The sequence below is a fragment of the Ancylobacter moscoviensis genome, assembly GCF_007559435.1.
Classification (GTDB): Bacteria; Pseudomonadota; Alphaproteobacteria; order Rhizobiales; family Xanthobacteraceae; genus Ancylobacter; species Ancylobacter moscoviensis.
The window spans coordinates 375,506-397,463 of record NZ_VMBP01000002.1 but is presented as its reverse complement, the minus strand read 5'-3'; the positions used below and the strand labels follow the sequence as shown (position 1 = coordinate 397,463).

Genomic DNA, 21,958 nt, shown 5'->3' with positions numbered 1-21,958 from the left:
ACTCCCTTCTTGGTGCCCGACCCGGCCCTCGGGGGCAAGGCCCGATTCGCCTTATCCGCCGCCCGTCCCGCCCCGGCGGCACCCATCCGCGAATCCCCCGCCCCTTGCCGCGAGCCCCCTTCCGCGACACAAAGGACGGAATGTGTATCCCGGCCGCCGGTATCATCGGCGTGCCGACTGCGTATCGCGGAGATGTAGATCATGATGGATGCTCTGTCGGGACTCGGCATGATCGGCGTGCTGCTCGTCGTGCTGGCCGCCCTGGTGCTGCTGGCGGCGCTCGTCGTCCTCGTCGGACGGCGCGGACGCCAGCACGCAAGCCACGGGACGGTGCCCGGCCACAGACTGGCCGTGGTGGACCAAGTGCCGATCGACGAAACGCGACGGCTCGTGCTGATCCAGCGCGATGACGTGCAGCATCTCGTCATCCTCGGCGGCGGCGGCGATTTCCTCGTGGAAAGCGGCATCGGCGCCGCGCGCCAGCCGGCGGTCGAGACTCATCCCGTGGAGCGGCCCGCCGCCCCGGTTCCGCCCGCCCGCCCCTCGGCGGCGATTCCGGCGGCGCCGGAGGCCGTTCGGCCGGCCCCCGCGCCCCGGGCTCCCCGCCTCGACGTGGCGCCGGAAGCTCCGGCCCGCCGGCCGCTGCCACCCGTGACGACCCGCGCCGGCGAGCCCGAGAGCGTCCCGACCGCCCCGCCCGCCATTCCGCTGCGGGCCGAGCCGGTCCTCGAGCCCGCGGCCCCGACGCCGCCCAGCGAGCCGGGGCCGCGGGTGACGGTGAAGGTCGACCCCGCCTTTGCCGGCATGGTCGAGCAGCTCGAGGAAACCCTGCGCCGCCCCGTACCGTCCGGCGCAGCGCCGGCACCGGCCGAGCGGCCGCTCCCGCCCTTCCTGTCGGCGCGCATCGCCGGGGAAGGAAGCCCCGCGGAAGCCAGGCCCGCCCCGGCCGAGCCGGCCGCGCCCGAGCCCCGCATCCTGGCTCCGCGGGCGGCGGAAACCCCCGAGGCGCCGGAGCTTCGCGCCCCGGACATCCGCGCTCCCGAGCCTCGCACGCCGGATGTGCGCGCGCCGGAGGTCCGCGTGACGGATGCACCGGCGGACAACGATCCCTTCGAGAACGAAATGGCAAACCTGCTCGGCCGCGGCGCGCAGCGCCCCTAGCCCGCACGGGGCGGCGCAGAAGACCGCCGCCAGGCAAAAGAAAAACGGCGATCCGCTGAACGGATCGCCGTTTTCATTTCATGAGGCCGAACCGGCTGCCGGAGCGGGCCGGCCGTACCGCCGGTTCAATCGTCGCGATAGACCCGCTCGCGCCGCTCGTGGCGTTCCTGCGCCTCGATCGACAGCGTCGCGATCGGCCGCGCTTCCAGGCGCTTCAGCGAGATCGGCTCGCCCGTCTCCTCGCAATAGCCGTAGCTGCCGTCATCGATGCGTTCGAGCGCGGCGTCGATCTTGGCGATCAGCTTGCGCTGGCGGTCGCGCGCCCTGAGCTCGATGGCGCGGTCTGTCTCGGAAGAAGCCCGGTCGGCAATGTCCGGGTGATTCTGGTTTTCGTCCTGAAGGTGCTGCAGCGTCTCTTTCGCCTCGCGCAGGATATCCTCCTTCCACTGGAGCAGCTTGTGGCGGAAATATTCCCGCTGCCGCTCGTTCATGAAAGGCTCGTCCTCGCGGGGGCGGTACTCCTGGTCGATCTCAACCGACATCGGCCTTCGTCCTCGTGTTCCGGGGGCACCCCTATCGCGGGCAGCTTATATCGCCACGAAAAGCCCGGTACAACACCCGTCGACGTCATCGGCGCGACACAAAATGCTGGATTTTTCAGCATCTTGCGCGCCGAAACGAGGCAAATCGAAGTGTTCGGAAGTGAACGAGAGCCCCGCAGACCGCCGCGCAAGCGCCGGTCTGCGCCCGCAAACTAGTCGAAGCCGAGGAAGAAGGTGTAGGAGAGCGAAACGCCCGCCTGGAACTGGTTCCGGTCGCCGTTCTGCACAACAAGCGGGCTGTCGGCGGCATCGTCGAGCAGATATTCGTACTCGGCGAAGATCGAACCGGTGATGTTCTGGGTGAACCGCTTGGTGATCTGACCGCCGAATCCCACAGAATAGATGCCGCCGCCGGCCTTGTAGGGCGCCAGCGGGTTGCCCAGCGCCGTGGCCAGCGCCGATTCGGGCGCGGTGATTCCGTAATAGGTGTCGATGTAGCCGGAGCTGGCCAGCGTCATGCGCGGACCGGCGGAGAGCGTGATGCCCCCGAGCGGCTCGCTGAAATAGATGGCGTCGAGGGCGATATCGCCCACCAGACCGTCGAAGCCGCCGAAGCCATAGCGCAGTTCGCCGCGCAGGCGCAGCCAGTCGGCCGGGTACCACTGGGCGTAGCCGCCGACCTCGAAGGCGTAGTCGATGTCCTTGAGGCCGGTCAGGGCGTTGGAGCTGCTGGCGTCGCGCTTCCAGTTGAGCTTGCCGACGACGCCCGCCTCGAACACGCCGGTATCGAACAGCGCGATGCTGGGATTGTCGTTGAAGCTGGTGAAGCGGCTGAGCTGGTCGGCGCGGCTGATGCTGATCAGCGGCCGGAAGCCGAACTCGTAATCGTCCGAACCCGCCCATTCCGGCTGGGCCAACACATAGCCGCCGAGCGTCAGGGTCCACTGGCGATCGGCCGTCTCGGCCTTCGCATAGGAAGGGTCGGTATATACATCGGCCGCCTGAGCCAACGAGGCCGAAAGCCCCATCGCGCCCGCGACAACCACAACACCCGCCCAGCCGATCGCTCGCATCGCCACTATCCCGTGAGTTACGCTACTTCCTTACAGCACCATAAGACGCCTGTGGTTGCTGAAAAGTCACTTAACGTCAAACGAGTCACATAGACGGCTTATCGTGCCCAGCACGCGACACGCCACCGGCTCGCGTCCCCGGCCATCGTACCTATATGCTCGGGACCATAGCCACCGGACCCGCCGCACGCCATGCTCCGCCTGCTCCTGCTCCGCCACGCCAAATCCGCCTGGCCCGATGGCGTGCCAGACATCGAACGCCCCCTCGCCCCGCGCGGCATTCGCGGCGCGAAGGCCATCGGCGCCTATATGGCCGAACAGGGCCTGCTTCCCGCGCGGGCGCTCGTCTCGCCGGCGCGGCGGACGATTGAGACCTGGGAGATCGCCACCGGCGCCTGGCCGGTGACGATTCCTCCCGCCTATGAGCACGGGATCTACGAAGCGCCGGCCGAACGGCTGATGCAGATCGTGCGGGCGCAGGAAAACGCCTCGCCGCTGATGCTGGTGGGGCACAATCCCGGCATGGAGGAATTCGCCGCGCAGCTTCTCAAGCGCGACCAGCGCGCCAAGGTGCTGCCGAAATACCCCACGGGCACGCTCGCAGTGATCGACGTTCCCGTCGAGCGCTGGGCGGATCTGCGCGCCGGCAAGGGCACGCTGGAACGCTTCGTCACCCCGCGCGCCCTCGGGGTGGAGAAGGACAAGGAGTAGCCGTGGCGTCCCGCTTCGACTGGCTGATCGACGAGGCGCGCCTGACCGCGCAGACGATGCTCGACCGCGCCGAGGAACTCGCCAGCCCAACGCTGCGGCTCGGCATCACCGGCCTGTCGCGCGCCGGCAAGACGGTTTTCACCACCGCCCTGATCCACGCGCTGATGCGCGGCGGGCGGCTGCCGGTCTTCCGCGCCATGCATGAGGGACGGATCGCGGGGGCACGGCTGGAGCCCCAGCCGGACGACGGCGTGCCGCGCTTCGACTATGAAGGCCATGTCGCGACGCTGGTCGACGACCGCCGCTGGCCGGAATCCACCCGGCGCATCAGCGAGCTGCGCCTCGCCGTCGACTATGCCCCCGCGCGCGGAGGCCGGCGGACCCTCACCCTCGACATCGTCGACTATCCCGGCGAATGGCTGCTCGACCTGCCGCTGCTGGACCAGACCTATGCGGAATTCTCCGCGAAGAGCCTGTCCCTCGCCCGCGCGCCGGCACGCCGGCCGCTGGCCGGCCCGTTTCTGGCGGCGCTGGAAGCCTCGAACGCGGCGGGCACGGCGGACGAGCCGGAAGCCCGGCGGATCGCCGCCCTGTTCACCGATTATCTCGCCGCCTGCCGCGCCGAGACCGTGTCGATGAGCCTGCTGCCGCCCGGCCGCTTCCTGATGCCGGGCGACCTCGAAGGCTCGCCCGCGCTCACCTTCGCGCCGCTCGACCTGCCCGAGGGAGCGGAAGCACCGTCCGGCTCGCTGCACGCCATGATGGAGCGGCGCTTCGAGGCGTATAAGGAGCGGGTCGTCCGTCCCTTCTTCCGCGACCACTTCGCCCGGCTCGACCGGCAGATCGTGCTGATCGACGTGCTCTCCGCGCTCAATGCCGGCCCGGCGGCGCTGGCCGATCTGGAAGCCGCGCTCGACGGCATCCTCACCGCCTTCCGCATCGGCCGGAACTCATGGCTTTCCGCCCTGTTCCGCCACCGCATCGGCAAGGTGCTGTTCGCCGCCACCAAGGCCGACCATCTCCACCACACCAGCCACGACCCGCTGGAGGCGATCCTGCGCCGCCTCGTCGAGCGGGCGCTGGCGCGGGCGGAGGGCGCGGGGGCCGAGATCGACGTGGTGGCCCTGGCCGCCGTGCGGGCGACGCGCGAGGCGATGGTGAAGCGCGGGCGTGCGCATCTGCCGGCCATCGTCGGCGTGCCGGAGGCCGGCCAGCACGACGCCGACGAATTCGACGGGCTGGCGGAGGCCGCCGTCTTCCCCGGCGACCTGCCGGAGAACCCGTCGGCGCTGTTCGATCCGGCGCTCGGCTTCAACGGCCTGTCGGATGCTTCGGGCGGCGATTTCCGCTTCCTCCGCTTCCGTCCCCCGGTGGTGGAGCGCAACGCGGAGGGCCTCGCTTTGCCCATGCCCCATATACGTCTCGATCGCGCGCTGGAATTTCTCCTCGGCGACCGGCTGAAATAGGACATCATGAGCGATCGTACCCCTCGCCGCCCGCAGGCCTTCCGTCTTGACGACCCCAGCGTCGTCGTGGCCGGGGAGGATCGCCCCGCGCCGCGCGGTGCGGTCGTGGTGACGCCGGCCCCGCCGTCCGAGGCGGTGGAGGATGTCGTGGTGCTGCCGCCCACCCCGCCGAAGACCTCGCGCTGGGGCACGCTGTTCTGGACCGGCCTCGGCGGACTGGTGAGCCTCGGCGTCGGGCTGGCCGTCACCCGACTGATCGAGGACCTGTTCACCCGCGCCGACTGGCTCGGCTATGTCGGCCTCGCCTTCGCCGCCGCGCTGGCGCTGGCCTGCCTTGCCATCCTCACCCGCGAGGTGTTCGGCTTGATGCGGCTGCGCACGCTCAACCATCTGCGCGAGCAGGCGGCCACGGCACTGGCGAAGGACGACCGCCGGCTCGCCGAGACGGTGACGAAGGAACTGCTCGCCATTGCCGACGCATCGCCGCGCCTGTTCCGCGCCCGCACCGAGCTTGCCGGCCATCTCGACGCGATCATCGACGGCGCCGACCTGATCAGGCTCACCGAGCGCCAGCTCATGGCGCCGCTCGACGCGGAGGCGACGCAGCTCGTCTCCGATGCCGCCAAGCGGGTGTCGGTCGTCACCGCGGTCTCGCCGCGCGCGGCGGTCGACCTGATCTTCGTGCTGCTGACCGCGCTCGGCCTCGTGCGCCGGCTCGCCCTGCTCTATGGCGGGCGGCCCGGCACGCTGGGCATGGTGCGGCTGTTCCGGCAGGTGCTGGCGCATCTCGCCGTCACCGGCAGCATGGCGGCCGGGGACTCGCTGATCCAGCAGGTGGTGGGACAGGGGCTGGCCGCCCGCCTCTCCGCCCGGCTGGGCGAAGGCGTGGTGAACGGGCTGCTCACCGCCCGGCTGGGCCTCGCCGCCATCGAGGTGACGCGCCCACTGCCCTTCGCCGCCCTGCCCGCGCCGGCGCTGAAGGACGTGGCCTCCGGCCTCATCGGCCGCGACGAGGCGAAGGAGCCCTGAGCGGCCCGCTCAGCCCTGATGCTCGGGCGTGCGCACGATCAGCCCGTCGAGCGCCTCGGTAATCTTGATCTGGCACGACAGGCGCGAATTGGGCTGCACGTCGGACGCGAAGTCGAGCATGTCCTCTTCCATCGGCCCCGGCTCGCCCGTCGCGGCCTGCCATGCTTCGTCCACATAGACGTGACAAGTCGCACAGGCACAGGCGCCGCCGCACTCGGCATCGATTCCCGGCACGCCGTTGCGGATGGCGGCTTCCATCACGGTGGAGCCGACCGGAGCTTCCACGGCGCGCTCGGTGCCGGTGGGGTCGATGAAGGTGATCTTGGGCATGGATGCGGTTTCGACGGTCTTGAAGGATTACAAGGAGGGCCGCTCTAGATAGCCCTCGTCGCCATGGAATGCCAGCGGTGCCGGCACCCCCAGGCGGAAAGGAATCAACCGGGCCGGCGGCCGCTCCCGGACAGACAGATGCGGGATTGCAATGTCCTATGTGAATCAAACGTTTCCGAGCATGGTGAACAGGCCGTTAACGATAACTGCAACACCGCCATTAACCCCAGTTCCATTTTTATTGGTCAAGAGCGTAGGATAAAGGTGCGGGGAACTGGCATTCCTCTCGTCAAGTGCCATGCTTTTCACGGCAGACGGGAGTGTCAGAACTCCGCGAAACCCCGGCCCGACGGCGTAAGCCGGTCGGAGTAGCGTACGGACCGGAGGCAGGCGCCTATGTCGACGAATACGAAGAAGGTTCATCAGGATCCCGCGGAGGTCGCACTGTCGGCCATCGAGGAGGCACTGAACCTCGACCTGACGACGGACGACGGGCACGCCGCGCCAGACGACACATCGCACGCAGAGGACGGACTGCCGCCGCCCCGCGAGCCGGAAGGTCCGCGCATCGAGAGCCGCGGCGGCACCGGGGAGGAAGGCGAGAGCGACGTCTCCCTGTATCTCAGCGAACTCGACCTTCTCGACGACGACCACGCCCCGGCCGCAAGCCCCGAGGAAACGGCGACGCTTGCCGACGACTTCGATCTCTCCACCGCCGACTATGAAGAGGCGTCCGAGCTTTCCGGGACGGGTGTCGAGCCGACCTTCGAGCTGACCCCGGAAGAGCTGTCCACGCAGGATTTCGCCGTGGAAACCGCCGACGATGGTTTCTCGACGCCGGAGGAGCTCCCCGCGAGCGAATTCGCACCGGAGGAATTCGCCGCCCGCGCCTCCGAGGCGCAGGCTCCGGAAGCCGAAGTGGACGCGTACGCGCCGCGCGCATCGGCGACGCCGGAATTCTCCGTGCGGGATTTCGCCGCGCATGACGACTTCGCCGCGCGCGACGACGAGCCGGCGGAGATCGCCGCCCCCGCCATCGAGCCGGCGCTCGTCGCCGCAGCGGCTGGAGCCGCGGCGACGGCGGCCCTGCCGCGCAGCGAGCCGCGCGTCGACGCCTCGCGTGCCGACATCTCCACGACCGAAGGCCCCTCGGGCCGCCGCGCCGCCAATGACGACCGGCAGAGCATCGGACAGCTTCTCTCGGCGCTGCAGCGCCGTCCCTCCAATGCGCCCTACATCGTGGCCGGCCTCGCCTCGCTCGCCTGGCTCGGCGCCGGCGCCGCCCTGCTCTATTCGCAGTTCGGCGGCGCGGAAGGCGGCCTGAACGCGCTGCTGGCCTCGCCGACCTTCCTTGCCAGCGCCGCGGCGCTTGTCATTCCCCCGGTCTTCTTCTTCGTGCTGGCCGCCATGGTGCGCCGCATGCAGGAGATGCGCATCGTCGCCCGCTCCATGGCGCAGGTCGCCATCCGCCTCGCCGAACCGGCTCCGGCGCCGGTCGTCGTGCAGGCGCCCGCCCCGGCCCCGGTGGCCCCCGCCGCGCCCGTGCCGCTTTCCGGTGAGGCGCTGGCGCAGCTTGCCGATTTCGAGCAGTCGGTCACCCGCGCGAGCGAGACCGAAGCCTTCGTGCGCAGCGAGATCGCCGCGCTCGCGCAGGCCTATGACGACAACAACCGGCGCATGCATCAGCTGGTGGAGCGCCTGCAGGTCGAGCGCGAGGCGATCCTCACGCAGACCGAGCACATCCGCGAGACCATCGCCGCCTCGCACTACGCCTTCGCGCAAGAAGTGAGCGGCGTCAGCGACCGCCTCAGCGAGAACGTGATGTTCGCCGCCGACCGGGTGGCGACGACGCTTTCCGACCGTGGCGAGCACATCACCCTGGCGCTCGGCCGCGTCGGCGACACCATCATCGAGGCGCTGTCCGAGAAGGGCGGCGACCTGATCAACCGCCTCCAGGCCACCGGCTCCGAGGTGAACACCAACCTTTCCGACGCCAGCGAGCACCTGATTTCCACGCTGTCGGCGCAGACCGACGACATCAGCCAGCGCCTGTCCGGCGTCACCTCGAACCTGACCGACACGCTCGCGACCCGCACAGACGAAATCAGCCGCCAGCTCACCGGCGCCACCGAGAACCTCACCGACACGCTCACCTCGCGTACGGAAGAGATCAGCCAGCGTCTGTCCGGCGTCACCTCGAACCTGAGCGACACTCTCACGGTCCGCACCGACGAGATCAGCCGCCAGCTCACCGGCGTCACCGAGAACCTCACCGACACGCTGGCCAACCGTACCGACGAGATCGGCGACCGGCTGCTGCGCACCGCCTCCGAGCTCTCGCAGGTGGTCAACCAGCGCACCGAGGAGATGGGCGAAAAGCTCGCCGCCACCACCTACAACCTCAGCTCCACGCTGGCGGCACGCTCCGACGAGATCACCGACGCGCTGGTCAACACCGGCACCCGTCTCGCCGACGAGATCGCCATCCGCGCCAGCGAGGTGAACCAGACCCTCAAGAGCACTGGCGACGCGCTGGTGCTCGACCTCTCGGTGCGCGGCGGCGACGTCGTGCGCAAGCTGGAAGAGACCGGCAGCCGGGTCGCCGACACCATCACCGTGCGCGGCGACGACCTAGCCGACCGCATCGCCGACACCGGCAACCGCATCTACGACGCCGTCGCCGTGCGCGGCGCCGAGCTGGAGCGCCTGCTGGGCGAGACCGGCCAGCGTGTCGTACACGAGCTGTCGCAGGCCGGCACCGGCATCCACGACGCCCTCGCCGACGCGGCCAGCCGCGTGGCGCAGGACATCGACTATCGCGGCCACACCCTCTCCCAGCAGCTCGTGCAGGTCGGCTCCGAGACCGCGCAGAACCTGGTGGCGAACGGCACCCGCGTGACCGACCAGTTCCGCGCCGCCGCCGACCTTCTCGCCACCGACCTCGTCTCGCGCGGCGACAGCTTCCGCGAGCAGCTCGAGCAGCAGCTGCGCGGCATCGAGGACCTCGTCAGCGTGCGCGGCGGCGAGATCGCCGACCGCATCGCCGGCGACAGCGCCGTGCTCGGACGCCAGATCATGGACGGCGTGCGCCAGTTCGACAGCGTGCTGCAGACGCACGGCGTCGACATGGTCCAGCGCATCGCCGACCGCGTCGAGGCGGTCACCCGCGCCATCGACACCAACCTGTCCGGCTTCGACGAGCAGGTTTCGGCCAAGGCCGAGCAGGTCGCGGCCTCGCTCGACATGCGCATCGCCAATATCGAGGGCGTCCTCGACCGCGGCGTGGAAGGGATCAACGAGACGCTCGGCGGGCGCACCGTCGAGTTCGCGCAGACCCTGTCGGAGGGCGCGCGTCAGGCCAACGAGGCGATGAGCCACTCGCTGGAGATGCTCAGCGGCTTCTTCGACGAGCGCGCCGGCGCCGTCACCGAGCAGCTCTCCCAGCACATCGAGCAGGCCGACCGCACCATCGCCGCCCGGGCGCAGGAGATCGCCACCACGCTCGACGACCGCGTGGGTCGCTTCGAGGAGACGATCGTCAGCCGCATCGACAACGTGGCGACCTCCGTCGAGGTGCGCGGCGCCGCCATGGCCGACCTGCTCGGCCAGCGCATCGGTGCCGTTGCCGGCCAGCTCCGCAACGACGCGAGCGAGATCGAGGGCAGCCTCACCACGCTCGTCGACAATGTCAGCCGGGCACTGGTGGACCGCGCCAGCGAGGTCACCTCGCTGTTCGACACCCGCACCGAGGAGATCACCCGCCTCGTCTCCGAGCGCGGCAACGGCCTGCTCTCGGCGCTCGAGGACCGCAGCATCGGCATCACGAGCGAGATCGCCCGCGCCAGCACCGAGCTGCTCTCGGCCATCGACGACCATCGCGACAGCCTCGTGCAGGCGCTCGACACCACCCGCAGCGGCGCGGTGACCGACATCATGCGCGCCAGCGAGGACCTGCTGACCACGCTGGAATCGCGCTCGGAAGCCATCGTCTCGGCCTTCGAGACCGCGACCTCCGGCCGCGCCGACCAGCTCATGCAGATGAGCGGCGAGGTCGTCAGCTCGCTGCAGACCATCAGCAACGAGGTCACCTCCTCGCTCCAGGCCATCGGCGGCGAGGTCACGACCTCCCTGCACGCGGTCGGCGGCGACGTGAACTCCTCGCTGCAGCAGATCACCAGCGAGGTGTCGTCCTCGCTGCAGGCCATCGGCGGACAGGTCACGCAGGAGATAGCCCGCGCCGGCGACACGCTGCTCACCGAGTTCGACGGCCGCGGCGCCCAGCTCGTCGACAGCGCCCGCCAGGCCACCGAACTGGCGGCGACCGAGCTGTCGCGCATCGTCGAGGAGTTCGACGGCCGCGGCTCCCGGATCGTCGAGACCGCCCGCGAGGCCACCGGCATCGCCGCCGGCGAGATGTCCCGCCTCGTCGAGGAGTTCGACGGGCGCGGTGCGCAGCTCGTCGAGAGCGCCCGTCAGGCCACCGGCCTCGCCGCCAGCGAGATCGCCCGCCTCGCCGAGGAATTCGACGGTCGCGGCGCCCAGCTCGTCGACAGCGCTCGCCAGGCCACCGGCGTCGCTTCCGAGGAGATCGCGCGTCTCACCGAGGAGTTCGACGGCCGTGGCGTCCAGCTCGTCGAGAGTGCCCGTCAGGCCACCGGCGTCGCCGCCGAGGAGATCGCGCGTCTCGCCGAGGAATTCGACGGACGCGGCGCCCAGCTCCTCGACAGCGCCCGCCAGGCCACCGGCATCGCGGCCAGCGAGCTGTCCCGCCTCGCCGAGGAATTCGACGGCCGCGGCGCCCAGCTCGTCGACAGTGCCCGCCAGGCCACCGGCGTCGCGACGAACGAGTTCGCCCGCCTCGCCGATGAGTTCGCGGCGGCTCTGGAAGGCGGCGGCAGCGGCCTGATCACCGCGATCGCGCAGAGCGGCCGCTCGGCCGTGGCCGAGATCGCCGCGACCAACGAGGCCCTGCAGGGCGACGTGGCGGGCCTGCTGGAACGGCTGGGCGACGTCAACGTCCAGCTGCAGGACGTGCTCGCCAGCTCGGTCACCAACCTCTCGGCCATCGAGAGCACGATCTCCGAGCGCCTCGACCTCTTCCGCACCACCGTTACCAATGTGGAAGAAGCCAGCCAGCACGCCTCCACCCGCATGGACGAGCAGATCCGCGACCTGCGCTCGGTCTCGACCGAGGTTCTGCAGGACGTGGCCAAGCTCAGCCAGGCGTTCGGCGAACAGGCCGGCATCATCACCAACGTCGCGACCGCCCTCGGCTCCGCGCATGAGAACCTCGACGACACCCTGGGTGGCCGTCACGAGGCGCTGATCGCGCTCGCCGAGCAGGTGAACACGCGCACCGCCGACCTCGACACCCGGCTCGCGCAGTACACCAGCACGCTGGAGGGCACCTTCAGCCGCGCCGAGAAGCGCGTCGCGGAGATCTCCAAGTCGATCCTCGACACGGCGAGCAACTCGACCGAAACCGTGCTGCGCCAGCAGGAGGAGATCCGCACCAAGACCGAACGCGAGCGCGAGCGCACCACGGCGTCGCTGCACGAGACCTACGAGCAGGCCGTGCGCGAGGTGGAGACCCTCATGCGGCAGGCCAATCAGGGCTTCGCCGGCGCGGCGCAGGCGCTGCGTTCCTCCGTCACCGACATCCAGCGCCTGCTGGAGACGACGCGCGAGGAACTCAAGCGCGGCATCATGGAGCTGCCGGAGGAGACGGAGGCCAACGCCTCGGCCATGCGCCGCACCGTCGCCGAGCAGATCAAGGCCCTGGCCGAGCTCAACGAGATCGTCTCGCGCCACGGTCGCACGCTCGACGTCGACACCGGCACGCGGATGCGGACGGCGACCCCGATCGCGGCGGCTCCTGCCGCCGTCGCGGCCGCTCCGATTGCGCCGACCGCCCCGGCCCCGGTTCCCCGCGCTGCGGCTCCCCGCAGCGAGCCGAGCCGGCCGGTGTCCACCGGCAGCGCCAAGGCTTACAACGAGCCCCAGCGCTCCAGCGGCAATGGCGGCAACGGCAATGGGGGCACCTCTGCCCCGCGTCGTCCCCAGCCGCCCGCGCCTGAGCGCGGTTCCGCTGGCAATGCGGCCGGTGCCGCCGGCGGCGCCGGCGCGGAAAAGGGCGGCTGGCTCTCCGAGCTGCTGGCCCGCGCTTCCGACGGCGACACCCCGCCGGCCGGCGCGCCCGCGAACCCGCCCCTGCGCAACGCCCAGCCGCGTGGCTACGACAACCGCGCGAGCCAGCCGGAGCGCCCGGTGCACCACACCATCGAGTCGCTCGACTCGCTCTCGGTCGACATCGCCCGCATGATCGACCACGAGGCGGCCGTGGACCTGTGGGAGCGCTACAAGAAGGGTGAGCGCAACGTCTTCACCCGGCGCCTGTACACCATGCAGGGTCAGCAGACCTTCGAGGAAATCCGCCGCAAGTACCGGCGCGACCTCGAGTTCCGCGACACGGTGGATCGCTACATCGCCGAGTTCGAGCGGCTGCTGGAACAGGTCTCCCGCGACGATCGCGGACAGGCGATGACCAAGACCTATCTGACCTCGGATACGGGCAAGGTCTACACCCTCCTCGCCCACGCCGCCGGCCGCTTCGACTGAGCGGCGCGGCAAGCCTCGGAGCAAGCTCCGAATACCGAAAGCCCCCGCCTCGCGCGGGGGCTTTTGTTTTGGGTGGAGATGGCCGGGCCTCGGCTGCGGGAGTCGTCGCGGCGCCCGCCTTGCCCCCACGGCAGGGCCTCATCCCGAGATGCCCGCGAAGCCGGGCTCAAAGACTCTTCGTGCGGCCCGCACCTGGAGGCTGGCTCACCGTCGCAGGGAAAGCGACCGAACTCCCTCTCTCCGGCGGGGGAAGAGAGTTGGGGTTGGGGTTGGATGAAGGGTCTCGTCCGCTCTGCATCCTGTCTCCCCACGGACCCGCGAAGCCCTCCTCGGTCTCGTGCGCAGGCCACCTCTCCTTCTTCCGGGAGGGTAATGGCGGCACTTCATCCCGGTGCGCGGAGAGAGGGGTACCTTGGAGCCCCTCTGGTTCACGTCCCGGGATCGCACCTGAGGGTGAAGATGCGCCATGGCCGGAGCGGCGGAATCGCCCCCCCAAGCCGACTGCGGACCGCCCAAAGAAAAACCCCGCCGGAACGCGGCGGGGTTGATCCAGTCTCGAAACGGCGGACGCGCCTCAGTGCGAAGCTGCGGCGGCCTCTTCCTTGCGGGCCCGGCGGCGCTCGCCGAAGCCGGCGAGCCAGCGGCAGACCACGTAGAAGGTCGGCGTGAACAGCAGTCCGAAGAACGTCACGCCGATCATCCCCGAGAACACCGCCGTGCCGAGCGCCTGACGCAGCTCCGCGCCGGCGCCGCGCGCGATCACCAGCGGCACGACGCCGAGGATGAAGGCGAGCGAGGTCATGATGATCGGCCGCAGGCGCAGCTGGGCGGCGTGGGTCGCGGCGGTGAAGCGATCCTCGCCGCGGTCCTCCAGCTGCTTGGCGAACTCCACGATCAGGATCGCGTTCTTGGCCGCGAGGCCGATGAGCACGATGAAGCCGACCTGACTGAGGATGTTGTTGTCCTGCCCGCGTAGCTGGATGCCGAACACCGCCGCGATCAGACACATCGGAACGATGAGGATGACCGCCAGCGGCAGCGTCAGGCTTTCATACTGCGCCGCCAGCACCAGGAACACGAACACCACGCCGAGCGCGAAGGCGAAGATCGCCGTGTTGCCCGCCCGAACCTGCTGGTAGGCCAGCGCCGTCCATTCATAGGCGAAGCCGTCCGGCAGCGTCTCGGCGGCGAGCTGCTGCAGCTTCTGGATCGCCTGCCCCTGCGAGGTGCCGGGCATGGTGTCGCCGTCGAGTTCCGCCGCCGGATACAGGTTGTAGCGCGGCACGCGGTAGGGGCCGGAAATGTCCCGCACCGTGGTGAAGGAACCGAGCGGCACCGTCTGGCCGGCAGCGTTCTTCACCCGCAGCCGCAACAGGTCCTCCGGCGTTAGGCGATAGGGCGCGTCGGCCTGCGCCTGCACGCGGTAGGTACGGCCGAACAGGTTGAAGTCGTTGACGTAGGACGAGCCGATGAAGGTCTGCAGCGTCGCGAAGACATCGGCCATGTTGACGCCGAGCAGCTGCGCCTTGGTCCGGTCGATGTCGAGGAAGAGCTGCGGCGTCGAGGTCTCGAACAGCGAATAGACCTGCTTGAGACCCGGCGTCTGGTTGGCGCGCCCCATCATCGCGTAGACCGCGCCCTGCAAGGCGCCATAGCCGCGTCCGCCGCGATCCTCGATCATCATGCGGTAACCGCCCGCATTGCCGATGCCGTTCACGGGCGGCGGCATGACGACGATCATCTGCGCTTCCTCGATACCCGCGAGCTTGCCGAACAGCTTGCCCTGGATGGCCGCCGCCGACTGGTCCGGGAATTTGGCACGCTCGGCAGCGGGGCCGAGAATGACGAACATGGCGCCAGCGTTCGGCGCGTTGGTGAAGGTCGCGCCGGAGAAGCCGACGATGTTCACCACATGGGCGACACCCGGCGTCGCCAGCACTTCCTTCGCCGCCTTGGTCATCACCGCGTTGGTGCGCGCCAGCGAGGCGCCGCCCGGCAGCTGCGAGGCGACGATGAGGTAGCCACGGTCCTGCGCCGGGATGAAGCCCTGCGGGGTCGTGCGGAACAGCTGGAAGCCGCCGGCGAGGATAGCGATGTAGACCAGCAGAACCACCACGGCGATACGCACCAGCCGGCCGGTCAGCCAGCCATAGCCGCGCGAGACACCGTCGAAGCCCTTGTTGAAATAATGGAAGAAGCCGGTGATCGGCCGGGCGTACCACGCCGGCTTGTAATCCTCGCCCTTGTGCGGCCTCAGCAGCAGCGCGCACATGGCGGGCGACAGCGTCAGCGACACCAGCAGCGAGATCAGCGTCGAGCCGGCGATCGTCAGCGCGAACTGGCGGTAGAACTCGCCGGAGATGCCGGTGATGAAGGCCGAGGGAATGAACACCGAGGCCAGCACCAGCGAGATCGCCACCAGCGCGCCACCCACCTCGTCCATGGTCTTGTAGGCCGCGTCACGCGGGCTGAGGCCGGTGGAGATGTTGTGCTCCACGCTCTCCACCACGACGATGGCGTCGTCCACCACGATGCCGATGGCCAGCACGAGGCCAAACAGCGACAGGTTGTTCAGCGAGAAGCCGAACAGGCTCATGATGAAGAAGGTGCCGATCAGCGAGACCGGGATGGCGAGAATGGGGATGATCGCCGCCCGCCAAGTCTGGAGGAACAGGATCACCACGATCACGACGAGGATGATCGCCTCGATGATCGTGTCCTCCACCGCGCGCACCGACTCGGCGATGAACTGGGTGGGGTTGTAGGCGGTGGAATAGGCGATGCCGGCAGGGAAACCCTTGGCGATCTCGCGGATCTCGCGCTCGATCGCCTCGCCCGTCGCCAGCGCGTTCGAGCCCGGAAGCTGGAAGATGCCGAGCGCCACCGAAGGCTTGGAGTCGAAATAGGAGATCGAAGAGTTGTCCTGTCCCTCGATGTCGATACGCGCGACATCGCGCAGGCGCACCACAGCGTTGCCGGTCTCGCGCACGACGATGTTGCCGAACTCCTCCGGCGTCGAGAGACGGCCGAGGGTACGCACCGCCACCTGGAAGGCGAGTTGGTCCGGTACCGGCGGCGCGTTCAGCACGCCGGAGGCGACCTGAAGGTTCTGCGCCTGCAGCGCGGCGGTGACGTCCGTCGCTGTCAGGTTCAGCGCCTGCAGCTTCATCGGGTCGAGCCACACCTGCATGGCGTAGTCGCGCGAGCCGAACACGGTGATCGAGCCCACGCCCGGGACGCGCTGGAGCTGATCCTTGATCTGCAGGTTGGCGTAGTTGGAGATGAACAGCGAGTCGCGCGTGTCATCCGGCGAGAACAGGCTCACCACCATCAGGATGTCGGGCGAGGACTTCGCCACCGTCACGCCGATCTGCTGCACTTCCTGCGGCAGGCGCGGCGTCGCCGTGGCGACGCGGTTCTGCACCTGCACCTGGGCGATATCGAGATTGGTGCCGATGTCGAAGGTGACGGCGATGGAGAAACGTCCGTCCGCCGTCGAGTTGGAGGAGATATAGAGCATCCCCTCCACGCCGTTGATCTGCTGCTCGATGGGCGCGACCACGGTGTCGGCGACCGTCTCGGCGCTGGCGCCGGGATATTGGCCGGTGACGTTGACCACCGGCGGAGCGATCTCGGGATACTGCGCGACCGGCAGCGAGATATAGGCGACCGCGCCAAGGATCATCACCACGATGGAAACCACCGAGGCAAAGATGGGGCGATCGATGAAGAAGTGAGAGAACCTCATGATGCCGGCTCCCTGCTCAGTTGGCCGGGGTCTTGGCGGGTGCGGTCTTCTCGTCCGGGGCCTTCTCGGCCGCCCCTGCGGCGGGCGCCGTGGCCGCGCCGGCCGGCGGAGCCTGTTCGAGCTTCGCCACCACCTGCGAGCCAGGGCGGATGCGCATCAGCCCGTTGATCACCACGAGATCGTCCTTGCCGAGGCCGCTGGCGATGACACGCTGGCCGTCATAGACGCGCCCCAGCGTGACGTATTTCATCTTCGGCGCCTGCGGCTGGTCGCCGGGCTCCATCACATAGACGAACTTGCGGGTCTGTTCCGTGCCTATGGCGACGTCGGGAACCAGCAGCGTCTCGTAGGGAGCCGAGGACGGCACCTCGATGCGGCCGAACATGCCGGGCGTGAACACGCCGTCGGGATTGGCGAACGAGGCACGACCGCGGATCGTGCCGGTCTCCTCGCTGATGCGGTTGTCCACGAAGTCCAGGGAGCCTTCGTGCGGGAAGCCCTTCTCGTCGATGAGCTCGAGACGGACCGGAATGGACTCGTCCTTGTCGCCCATCGCCTTGGCCAGACGCACATAGCGTAGATAGGACGCCTCGTCATAGGTGAACTCGAAATAGATCGGGTCCAGCGAGACGATGGTGGCGAGCAGCGTGTTGGTGTTGGCACCGCCCGCGCCGCCGGTGACGAGGTTGCCCACCGACACCTTGCGGTCGCCGATGCGCCCGGTCACCGGGGAACGCAGATCGGTGAATTCGAGATCGAGCTGGGCCGAATGCAGCGCCGCCTCGGCGGCGGCGACGCTCGCCCGCGCTGTGCGTTCGACCTGCAAGCGCTGGTCGAAGGTCTGCTTGGAAATGGCCGTCGAGGTCTTGTCCTCGATCAGGGTCTGGGCGCGCTGCAGATCCGACTGGGCAAAATCGAGCTCCGCCTGAGCGCGCTCAAGATTCGCCTTCGCCTGGTCGACCGCCACCTGGAAGGGGCGCTTGTCGACCGTGAACAGCAGGTCGCCCTGCTTCACCAGCTGGCCGTCGGTGAAGGCCACCTTCTCCAGATAGCCGGAAACGCGGGCATAGACGTTGACCAGATCGACCGCGGCAAAGCGGCCGACATATTCGTCATGGTCGGTGATCATGCGCGTGGTCGGCTTGGCGACCGTGACGCTCGGCGGCGGCGGAGCCGCCTGCTGGCCCTGATTCTGGTCGGAGCAGCCAGCCAGGGTAAGTGCAGCGAGCGTGAACGCGGCAATGGAAAGACGCGGGAACGCGTTATTCATGCATCCGTCTCCGAGTAGGCCTCAACGGCTTCAGGTCTTCCGCCCAAAGTCATGCGACACGGCCCGGCCCGCCTCGGGATCGCTGGCGCCCAAGGCCACTAGCACAATTTTGTTGCACTGCGTAAGCGATAAAAAATTTCGGAACGTTGCCTTTCAGGGCCGTCCGCGCAGCAGGCTGCGCAGATAGCGCGGCCCCAGCAGAACGAGGACGAGGCCGGCATAAACCGCCCCGCCCGCCACCACGCACAAGGCCAGCAGCGCCTCGTCGCGGCCATGTGCGAAGCTCGCGACGAGCGGGGTGCCGAAGACGGCGCTCATCCACAGCACGGCCGCGAGCGCGGCGCAGATGAGCGCCAGCTTGGGCAGGCTGCGCAGGAGCTGCGCGTCCCCGCATTCATAGCCGCGCCACCGCGCCAGCACGGCCAGCACGATCACCGTGATCCAGCCGCCGACCGAGGTCGCGAAGGCAAGGCCGACCTGCGCGAACTGGTCCATCAGCAGGATCTTGAGCAGGATGTTGATGACCGCCGCACCCAGCGTCGCCATCACCGGCGTGCGGGTGTCGCCGCGAGCATAGAAGGGCGACATGAAGGCCCGCGTCACCACGAAGGGAGCCAGCCCGATGCCGTAAGCGGCGAGCGTCGCTCCCGCCGCCGCCGCCGCCTCGCCGGTGAAGGCGCCGCGCAGGAACAGCCCGCGCATGATGATCTCGGGAATCACCAGCGCCGCAGCGAGGAAGGGCAGCACCAGCAGGAGGGTCAGCTCGATCGCCCGCGACTGCGCATGACGCGCGCCGTCGAAATCCTCCGCGGCGATGCGTCGCGACATTTCCGGCAGCAACACGATGCCGGCGGCGATCCCCACCACCCCGATCGGCAACTGGTTGATTCGATCGGCGTAGAACAGCGCTGCCACCGCTCCCTGCGGCAGGAAGGAAGCGATGATGGTGTCGGCGAAGATAGCGAGTTGCACGCCCGCCGAACCGATGATCGCCGGGCCGAGGGCAATGAGGAAGGCCCGCATCTCCGGATCGAGCTTCGGTCGTCCGAAGCGCAGGCCGAGTCCGTGGCGCTCCGCATCGAAGACCAGCAGGCCGAGCTGCAGGAAGCCGGAGATCAGCACGCCCCACGCCGCCGCGTGCCCGGCGGTGGGAAACAGGCCGGCGACGCTGAGCGTGCCCACCATCGCCACGTTGAGCAGGATCGAGGCGGCGGCGGCGGCCCAGAAGCGGTCATTGGCGTTCAGCACGCCGCCGACCAGCGTCACCACGGCGATGAGGCCGAGATAGGGGAAGGTGATGCGAGTGAAATCGACGGTCAGCCCGAAGCGCTCGGGATCGTCGGAAAGCCCCGGCGCCAGCGTAGCCACCACCCAGTCCGTCGCCATGAGCGCGAGTGCCAGTATGGCGAGCTGCACCAGCACGACGGCGGTGAGGATGCCGTCGGCGAAGCGCTTGGCGCGCGCGTCGCCCTCCACCGTCTTCACCCGCGCATAGGCGGGAATGAAGGCGGTGTTGAACGCGCCTTCCGCGAAGATGGACCGGAAATGATTGGGCAGCCGGAAGGCGATGTAGAAGGCATCCGCCAGCGGTCCGGCGCCGAGCACCGCCGCCATCACCATGTCGCGCACGAAGCCCGTCAGGCGCGAGAGCAGCGTCCAGCCGCCGACGGTGAAGATGCTGCGTATCATGAGATCGCCAAGGCCGCGGACACGGTGAGCGGAATCAGGCTCGGGCAGGAAGGCTAGCCTCCCCGCCCCTGCCCCGCCAGTCCGGTGCGACGGTCGCGGCCGTCAGGCCCCGAGCGCCCGCCGCACCGCCGCGATGACACGGTCCTGGCTCGCCTCGTCGAGATAGGCATGCATGGGCAGGCTGATGACTTCGCCCGCTATACGCTCGCAGACGGGCAACCCATTGCCGGCACTCGGATATTCGGCGTAGGCGGGCTGGCGGTGCATCGGGATGCGGTAATAGACGGCGGTCGGCACGCCTTCCTTCTGGAGGGCGGCGGCGAGGCCATCGCGCACGCCGTGCGGCAGGCGGATCGTGTACTGCGCCCAGACCGAGGTCGCGCGCGGATCGAGCGTCGGCACGACGCAGACGTCCTTCAGCGCGGCATTGTAGCGCTCGGCCACGCGCTGGCGGGCGGCAACCTCATCTTCGAAAATCGTCAGCTTTTCCAGAAGGATAGCTGCCTGAATGGTATCGAGCCGACCGGTCATGCCGATGCGCACGTTCTCGTATTTGTCGACGCCCTGGCCATGCTCGCGCACACTCTTGAGCACCGGTACGAGGTCATCGTCATCCGTGAACACCGCACCGCCATCGCCGAAGCAGCCGAGGGGCTTCGCCGGGAAAAAGCTCGTGGCGGTCGCGTCGCCGAAGGAGCCGGTACGCCTGCCGTTCCAGGTCGCGCCGAAGCCCTGGGCGGTGTCGCACAGCACCTTGAGGCCGTTCGCCGTCGCGATCGCGCCAATGGCGTCCATATCGGCCGGCTGGCCGAAGAGATCGACCGGAATAACGACCTTCGGCGTCAGCCCCTTCGCCTTCGCTACCTTGATCGCGGCTTCAAGGCTCGCCGGATCGATGTTGAAGGTGTCCTCGAGCACGTCGACGAAAACCGGCGTCGCACCGACCCACGGCACCACCTCGGCGGTGGCGCAGAAGGTGAAGGCCGGACAGAACACCGCATCGCCCGGCTTCACGCCCCAGGCCATGAGGATCATGGCGAGCGCGTCGGTGCCGCTGGCGCAGGCCACCGCATGCTTCGCACCAGCAAAGGCCGCCAGCTTCTGCTCCAGCTCGGCGACCTCGGGGCCGTTGACGAAGCGGCAGTGATCGAGCACCCGCTTCACCGCCTCGTCGATGCGCGTACCGAGCCGGGCACGCTGCGCCGCGACGTCGATGAAGGGGATCGGCGCCAGGTCGGTCTTCACATGCGAGTTCATCGTGTTCCTCTCAGCCAGCGGCGCGGGCGCGCGGCGGCGCCGCCACGGCGGACGATGTTTCAAGGCTTTCCAGGCAGCGCATCGCAGTGGCGATGGCCGCCACGCCGTCCTCGCCGGTGACGGCGGGCACGGCGCCCCGCACGGCTTCGAGGAAGCGCGTCAGTTCGAGACGCAGCGGCTCCGCGTAGGCGACCGGCAGATGGCGCATCGAGTAGCTGCCATCCGGCTTGTAGTCGAAATACTCGGTGACCTGCCGGGTCAGCAGATCGCCAATGACGTACTTCTTGCCCGTCGCGACGTGCACGGTGCGCGCCTTGAACGGGGTGAGCCAGTTTGTGTTGATATGCGCGAGAACGCCGTTGGCGGTGCGGAACTGCAGCAGCGCGATGTCCTCACGCTCGGCCACCGCCGCTTTCACCTGCGGCTGCACCTCGGTGATGTGCGAGCCGGTGAAATGGCAGATCAGGTCGATGTCGTGCACGGCGAGGTCGATCACCACGCCGACATTCGACATGCGCGGGGGGAACGGCCCGACGCGGGTGATGCCGATGGAGAGGATCTCCTCGCCGCGGATCGCGGCCTTCACCGATTCAACCGCCGGATTGAAGCGTTCGACATGGCCGACCATCAGCGCCACGCCCTTGGCCTTGGCGGCGGCGACGATGGCCTCGGCCTCGGCAACGCTCGGCGCGATCGGCTTTTCCACCAGCACGTGCTTGCCGGCGGCAATCGCCGCGAGGGAGATGTCATGGTGCAGATGGGTCGGCGCCGCGATCACCACGGCGTCCACGCCGCGCTCGACCAGTTCGTCGAGGCTGGCGAAGGCAGCGCAGCCGAGCAGCGCGGCGACCTTCTCGCGCTGGCTCTGGGAGGGATCGGCGATGCCGACCAGCTCGGCGCCGGGAAGATCGGTGAGCACGCGGGCATGGTTGTAACCCATGATGCCGACGCCGACGACGCCGACGCGAACGGGCGTGTCCGCCCCGCTCGGGCCCAGAACCATTCGTATGTTCCTTCAGTCCAAATCGTTGGCGCGGGTCTAACACGCGCCCCAAAGCGTGGCG

13 protein-coding genes are annotated in these 21,958 nt (G+C 68.9%); 5 read left to right on the top strand and 8 right to left on the bottom strand.

All coding sequences use genetic code 11. The features are described 5' to 3' along the window. Positions 1-201 precede the first annotated feature (201 nt). Entirely contained in the window at positions 202-1,161 is a 960-nt protein-coding gene (locus FO470_RS08020) for a flagellar biosynthetic protein FliO (RefSeq protein WP_144342419.1), read from the top strand. Positions 1,162-1,286: 125 nt separating this feature from the next. Here FO470_RS08020 and dksA read toward each other — a convergent pair whose 3' ends face one another. Then, a complete protein-coding gene (gene dksA / locus FO470_RS08015; RefSeq protein WP_144342418.1) occupies positions 1,287-1,703 on the bottom strand; it encodes an RNA polymerase-binding protein DksA in 417 nt (138 codons plus the stop codon). A gap of 212 nt (positions 1,704-1,915) precedes the next feature. Then, the gene (locus tag FO470_RS08010) at positions 1,916-2,776 is read right to left on the bottom strand and encodes a MipA/OmpV family protein (RefSeq protein ID WP_144342417.1); all 861 of its coding nucleotides are present in this window, start codon (positions 2,774-2,776) and stop codon (positions 1,916-1,918) included. 192 nt (positions 2,777-2,968) lie between these two features. Between FO470_RS08010 and FO470_RS08005 the strand changes: the two genes are divergently transcribed. Genes FO470_RS08005 through FO470_RS07995 form a run of 3 tightly spaced genes read left to right on the top strand, consistent with a single transcriptional unit; the run spans position 2,969 to position 5,982 of the window. Then, positions 2,969-3,487 (top strand): SixA phosphatase family protein, encoded by a 519-nt coding sequence (locus FO470_RS08005; RefSeq protein WP_144342416.1) that lies wholly within the window; start codon positions 2,969-2,971, stop codon positions 3,485-3,487. A gap of 2 nt (positions 3,488-3,489) precedes the next feature. Next, entirely contained in the window at positions 3,490-4,953 is a 1,464-nt protein-coding gene (locus FO470_RS08000) for a YcjX family GTP-binding protein (protein WP_144342415.1), read from the top strand. Positions 4,954-4,959: 6 nt separating this feature from the next. Beyond that, positions 4,960-5,982, top strand: coding sequence for a YcjF family protein (locus tag FO470_RS07995; RefSeq protein WP_144342414.1), 1,023 nt, complete (start codon positions 4,960-4,962; stop codon positions 5,980-5,982). Between the two features lie 9 nt (positions 5,983-5,991). Here FO470_RS07995 and FO470_RS07990 read toward each other — a convergent pair whose 3' ends face one another. Next, positions 5,992-6,312 carry a 2Fe-2S iron-sulfur cluster-binding protein gene (locus tag FO470_RS07990; RefSeq protein WP_144342413.1) on the bottom strand — a complete coding sequence of 107 codons (321 nt, stop codon included), beginning with the start codon at positions 6,310-6,312 and terminating at the stop codon, positions 5,992-5,994. 396 nt (positions 6,313-6,708) lie between these two features. On the opposite strand from FO470_RS07990, the gene FO470_RS07985 reads away from it, so the two are divergent. Next, positions 6,709-12,930 (top strand): apolipoprotein A-IV repeat region-like domain-containing protein, encoded by a 6,222-nt coding sequence (locus FO470_RS07985; protein ID WP_144342412.1) that lies wholly within the window; start codon positions 6,709-6,711, stop codon positions 12,928-12,930. A 574-nt stretch (positions 12,931-13,504) separates the two neighbouring features. On the opposite strand, the gene FO470_RS07980 is transcribed toward FO470_RS07985, so the two are convergent. From FO470_RS07980 to FO470_RS07960, 5 genes are all read right to left on the bottom strand, one after another. Continuing rightward, a complete protein-coding gene (locus tag FO470_RS07980) occupies positions 13,505-16,678 on the bottom strand; it encodes an efflux RND transporter permease subunit (RefSeq protein ID WP_144342411.1) in 3,174 nt (1,057 codons plus the stop codon). Between the two features lie 16 nt (positions 16,679-16,694). After that, positions 16,695-17,948 carry an efflux RND transporter periplasmic adaptor subunit gene (locus FO470_RS07975; RefSeq protein WP_144342410.1) on the bottom strand — a complete coding sequence of 418 codons (1,254 nt, stop codon included), beginning with the start codon at positions 17,946-17,948 and terminating at the stop codon, positions 16,695-16,697. A gap of 153 nt (positions 17,949-18,101) precedes the next feature. Next, positions 18,102-19,637, bottom strand: coding sequence for a murein biosynthesis integral membrane protein MurJ (murJ, locus tag FO470_RS07970; protein ID WP_144342409.1), 1,536 nt, complete (start codon positions 19,635-19,637; stop codon positions 18,102-18,104). 102 nt (positions 19,638-19,739) lie between these two features. Further along, entirely contained in the window at positions 19,740-20,894 is a 1,155-nt protein-coding gene (locus FO470_RS07965; RefSeq protein ID WP_144342408.1) for a DegT/DnrJ/EryC1/StrS family aminotransferase, read from the bottom strand. 10 nt (positions 20,895-20,904) lie between these two features. Next, a complete protein-coding gene (locus FO470_RS07960; protein ID WP_144342407.1) occupies positions 20,905-21,897 on the bottom strand; it encodes a Gfo/Idh/MocA family protein in 993 nt (330 codons plus the stop codon). Positions 21,898-21,958 lie beyond the last annotated feature (61 nt).

Coding starts and splice junctions, on each gene's coding strand:
- FO470_RS08020 (WP_144342419.1), top strand. CDS start 202: ATGATGGATGCTCTGTCGGGACTCGGCATGATCGGCGTGCTGCTCGTC.
- dksA (WP_144342418.1), bottom strand. CDS start 1,703: ATGTCGGTTGAGATCGACCAGGAGTACCGCCCCCGCGAGGACGAGCCT.
- FO470_RS08010 (WP_144342417.1), bottom strand. CDS start 2,776: ATGCGAGCGATCGGCTGGGCGGGTGTTGTGGTTGTCGCGGGCGCGATG.
- FO470_RS08005 (WP_144342416.1), top strand. CDS start 2,969: ATGCTCCGCCTGCTCCTGCTCCGCCACGCCAAATCCGCCTGGCCCGAT.
- FO470_RS07995 (WP_144342414.1), top strand. CDS start 4,960: ATGAGCGATCGTACCCCTCGCCGCCCGCAGGCCTTCCGTCTTGACGAC.
- FO470_RS07990 (WP_144342413.1), bottom strand. CDS start 6,312: ATGCCCAAGATCACCTTCATCGACCCCACCGGCACCGAGCGCGCCGTG.
- FO470_RS07985 (WP_144342412.1), top strand. CDS start 6,709: ATGTCGACGAATACGAAGAAGGTTCATCAGGATCCCGCGGAGGTCGCA.
- FO470_RS07980 (WP_144342411.1), bottom strand. CDS start 16,678: ATGAGGTTCTCTCACTTCTTCATCGATCGCCCCATCTTTGCCTCGGTG.
- FO470_RS07975 (WP_144342410.1), bottom strand. CDS start 17,948: ATGAATAACGCGTTCCCGCGTCTTTCCATTGCCGCGTTCACGCTCGCT.
- murJ (WP_144342409.1), bottom strand. CDS start 19,637: ATGATACGCAGCATCTTCACCGTCGGCGGCTGGACGCTGCTCTCGCGC.
- FO470_RS07965 (WP_144342408.1), bottom strand. CDS start 20,894: ATGAACTCGCATGTGAAGACCGACCTGGCGCCGATCCCCTTCATCGAC.
- FO470_RS07960 (WP_144342407.1), bottom strand. CDS start 21,897: ATGGTTCTGGGCCCGAGCGGGGCGGACACGCCCGTTCGCGTCGGCGTC.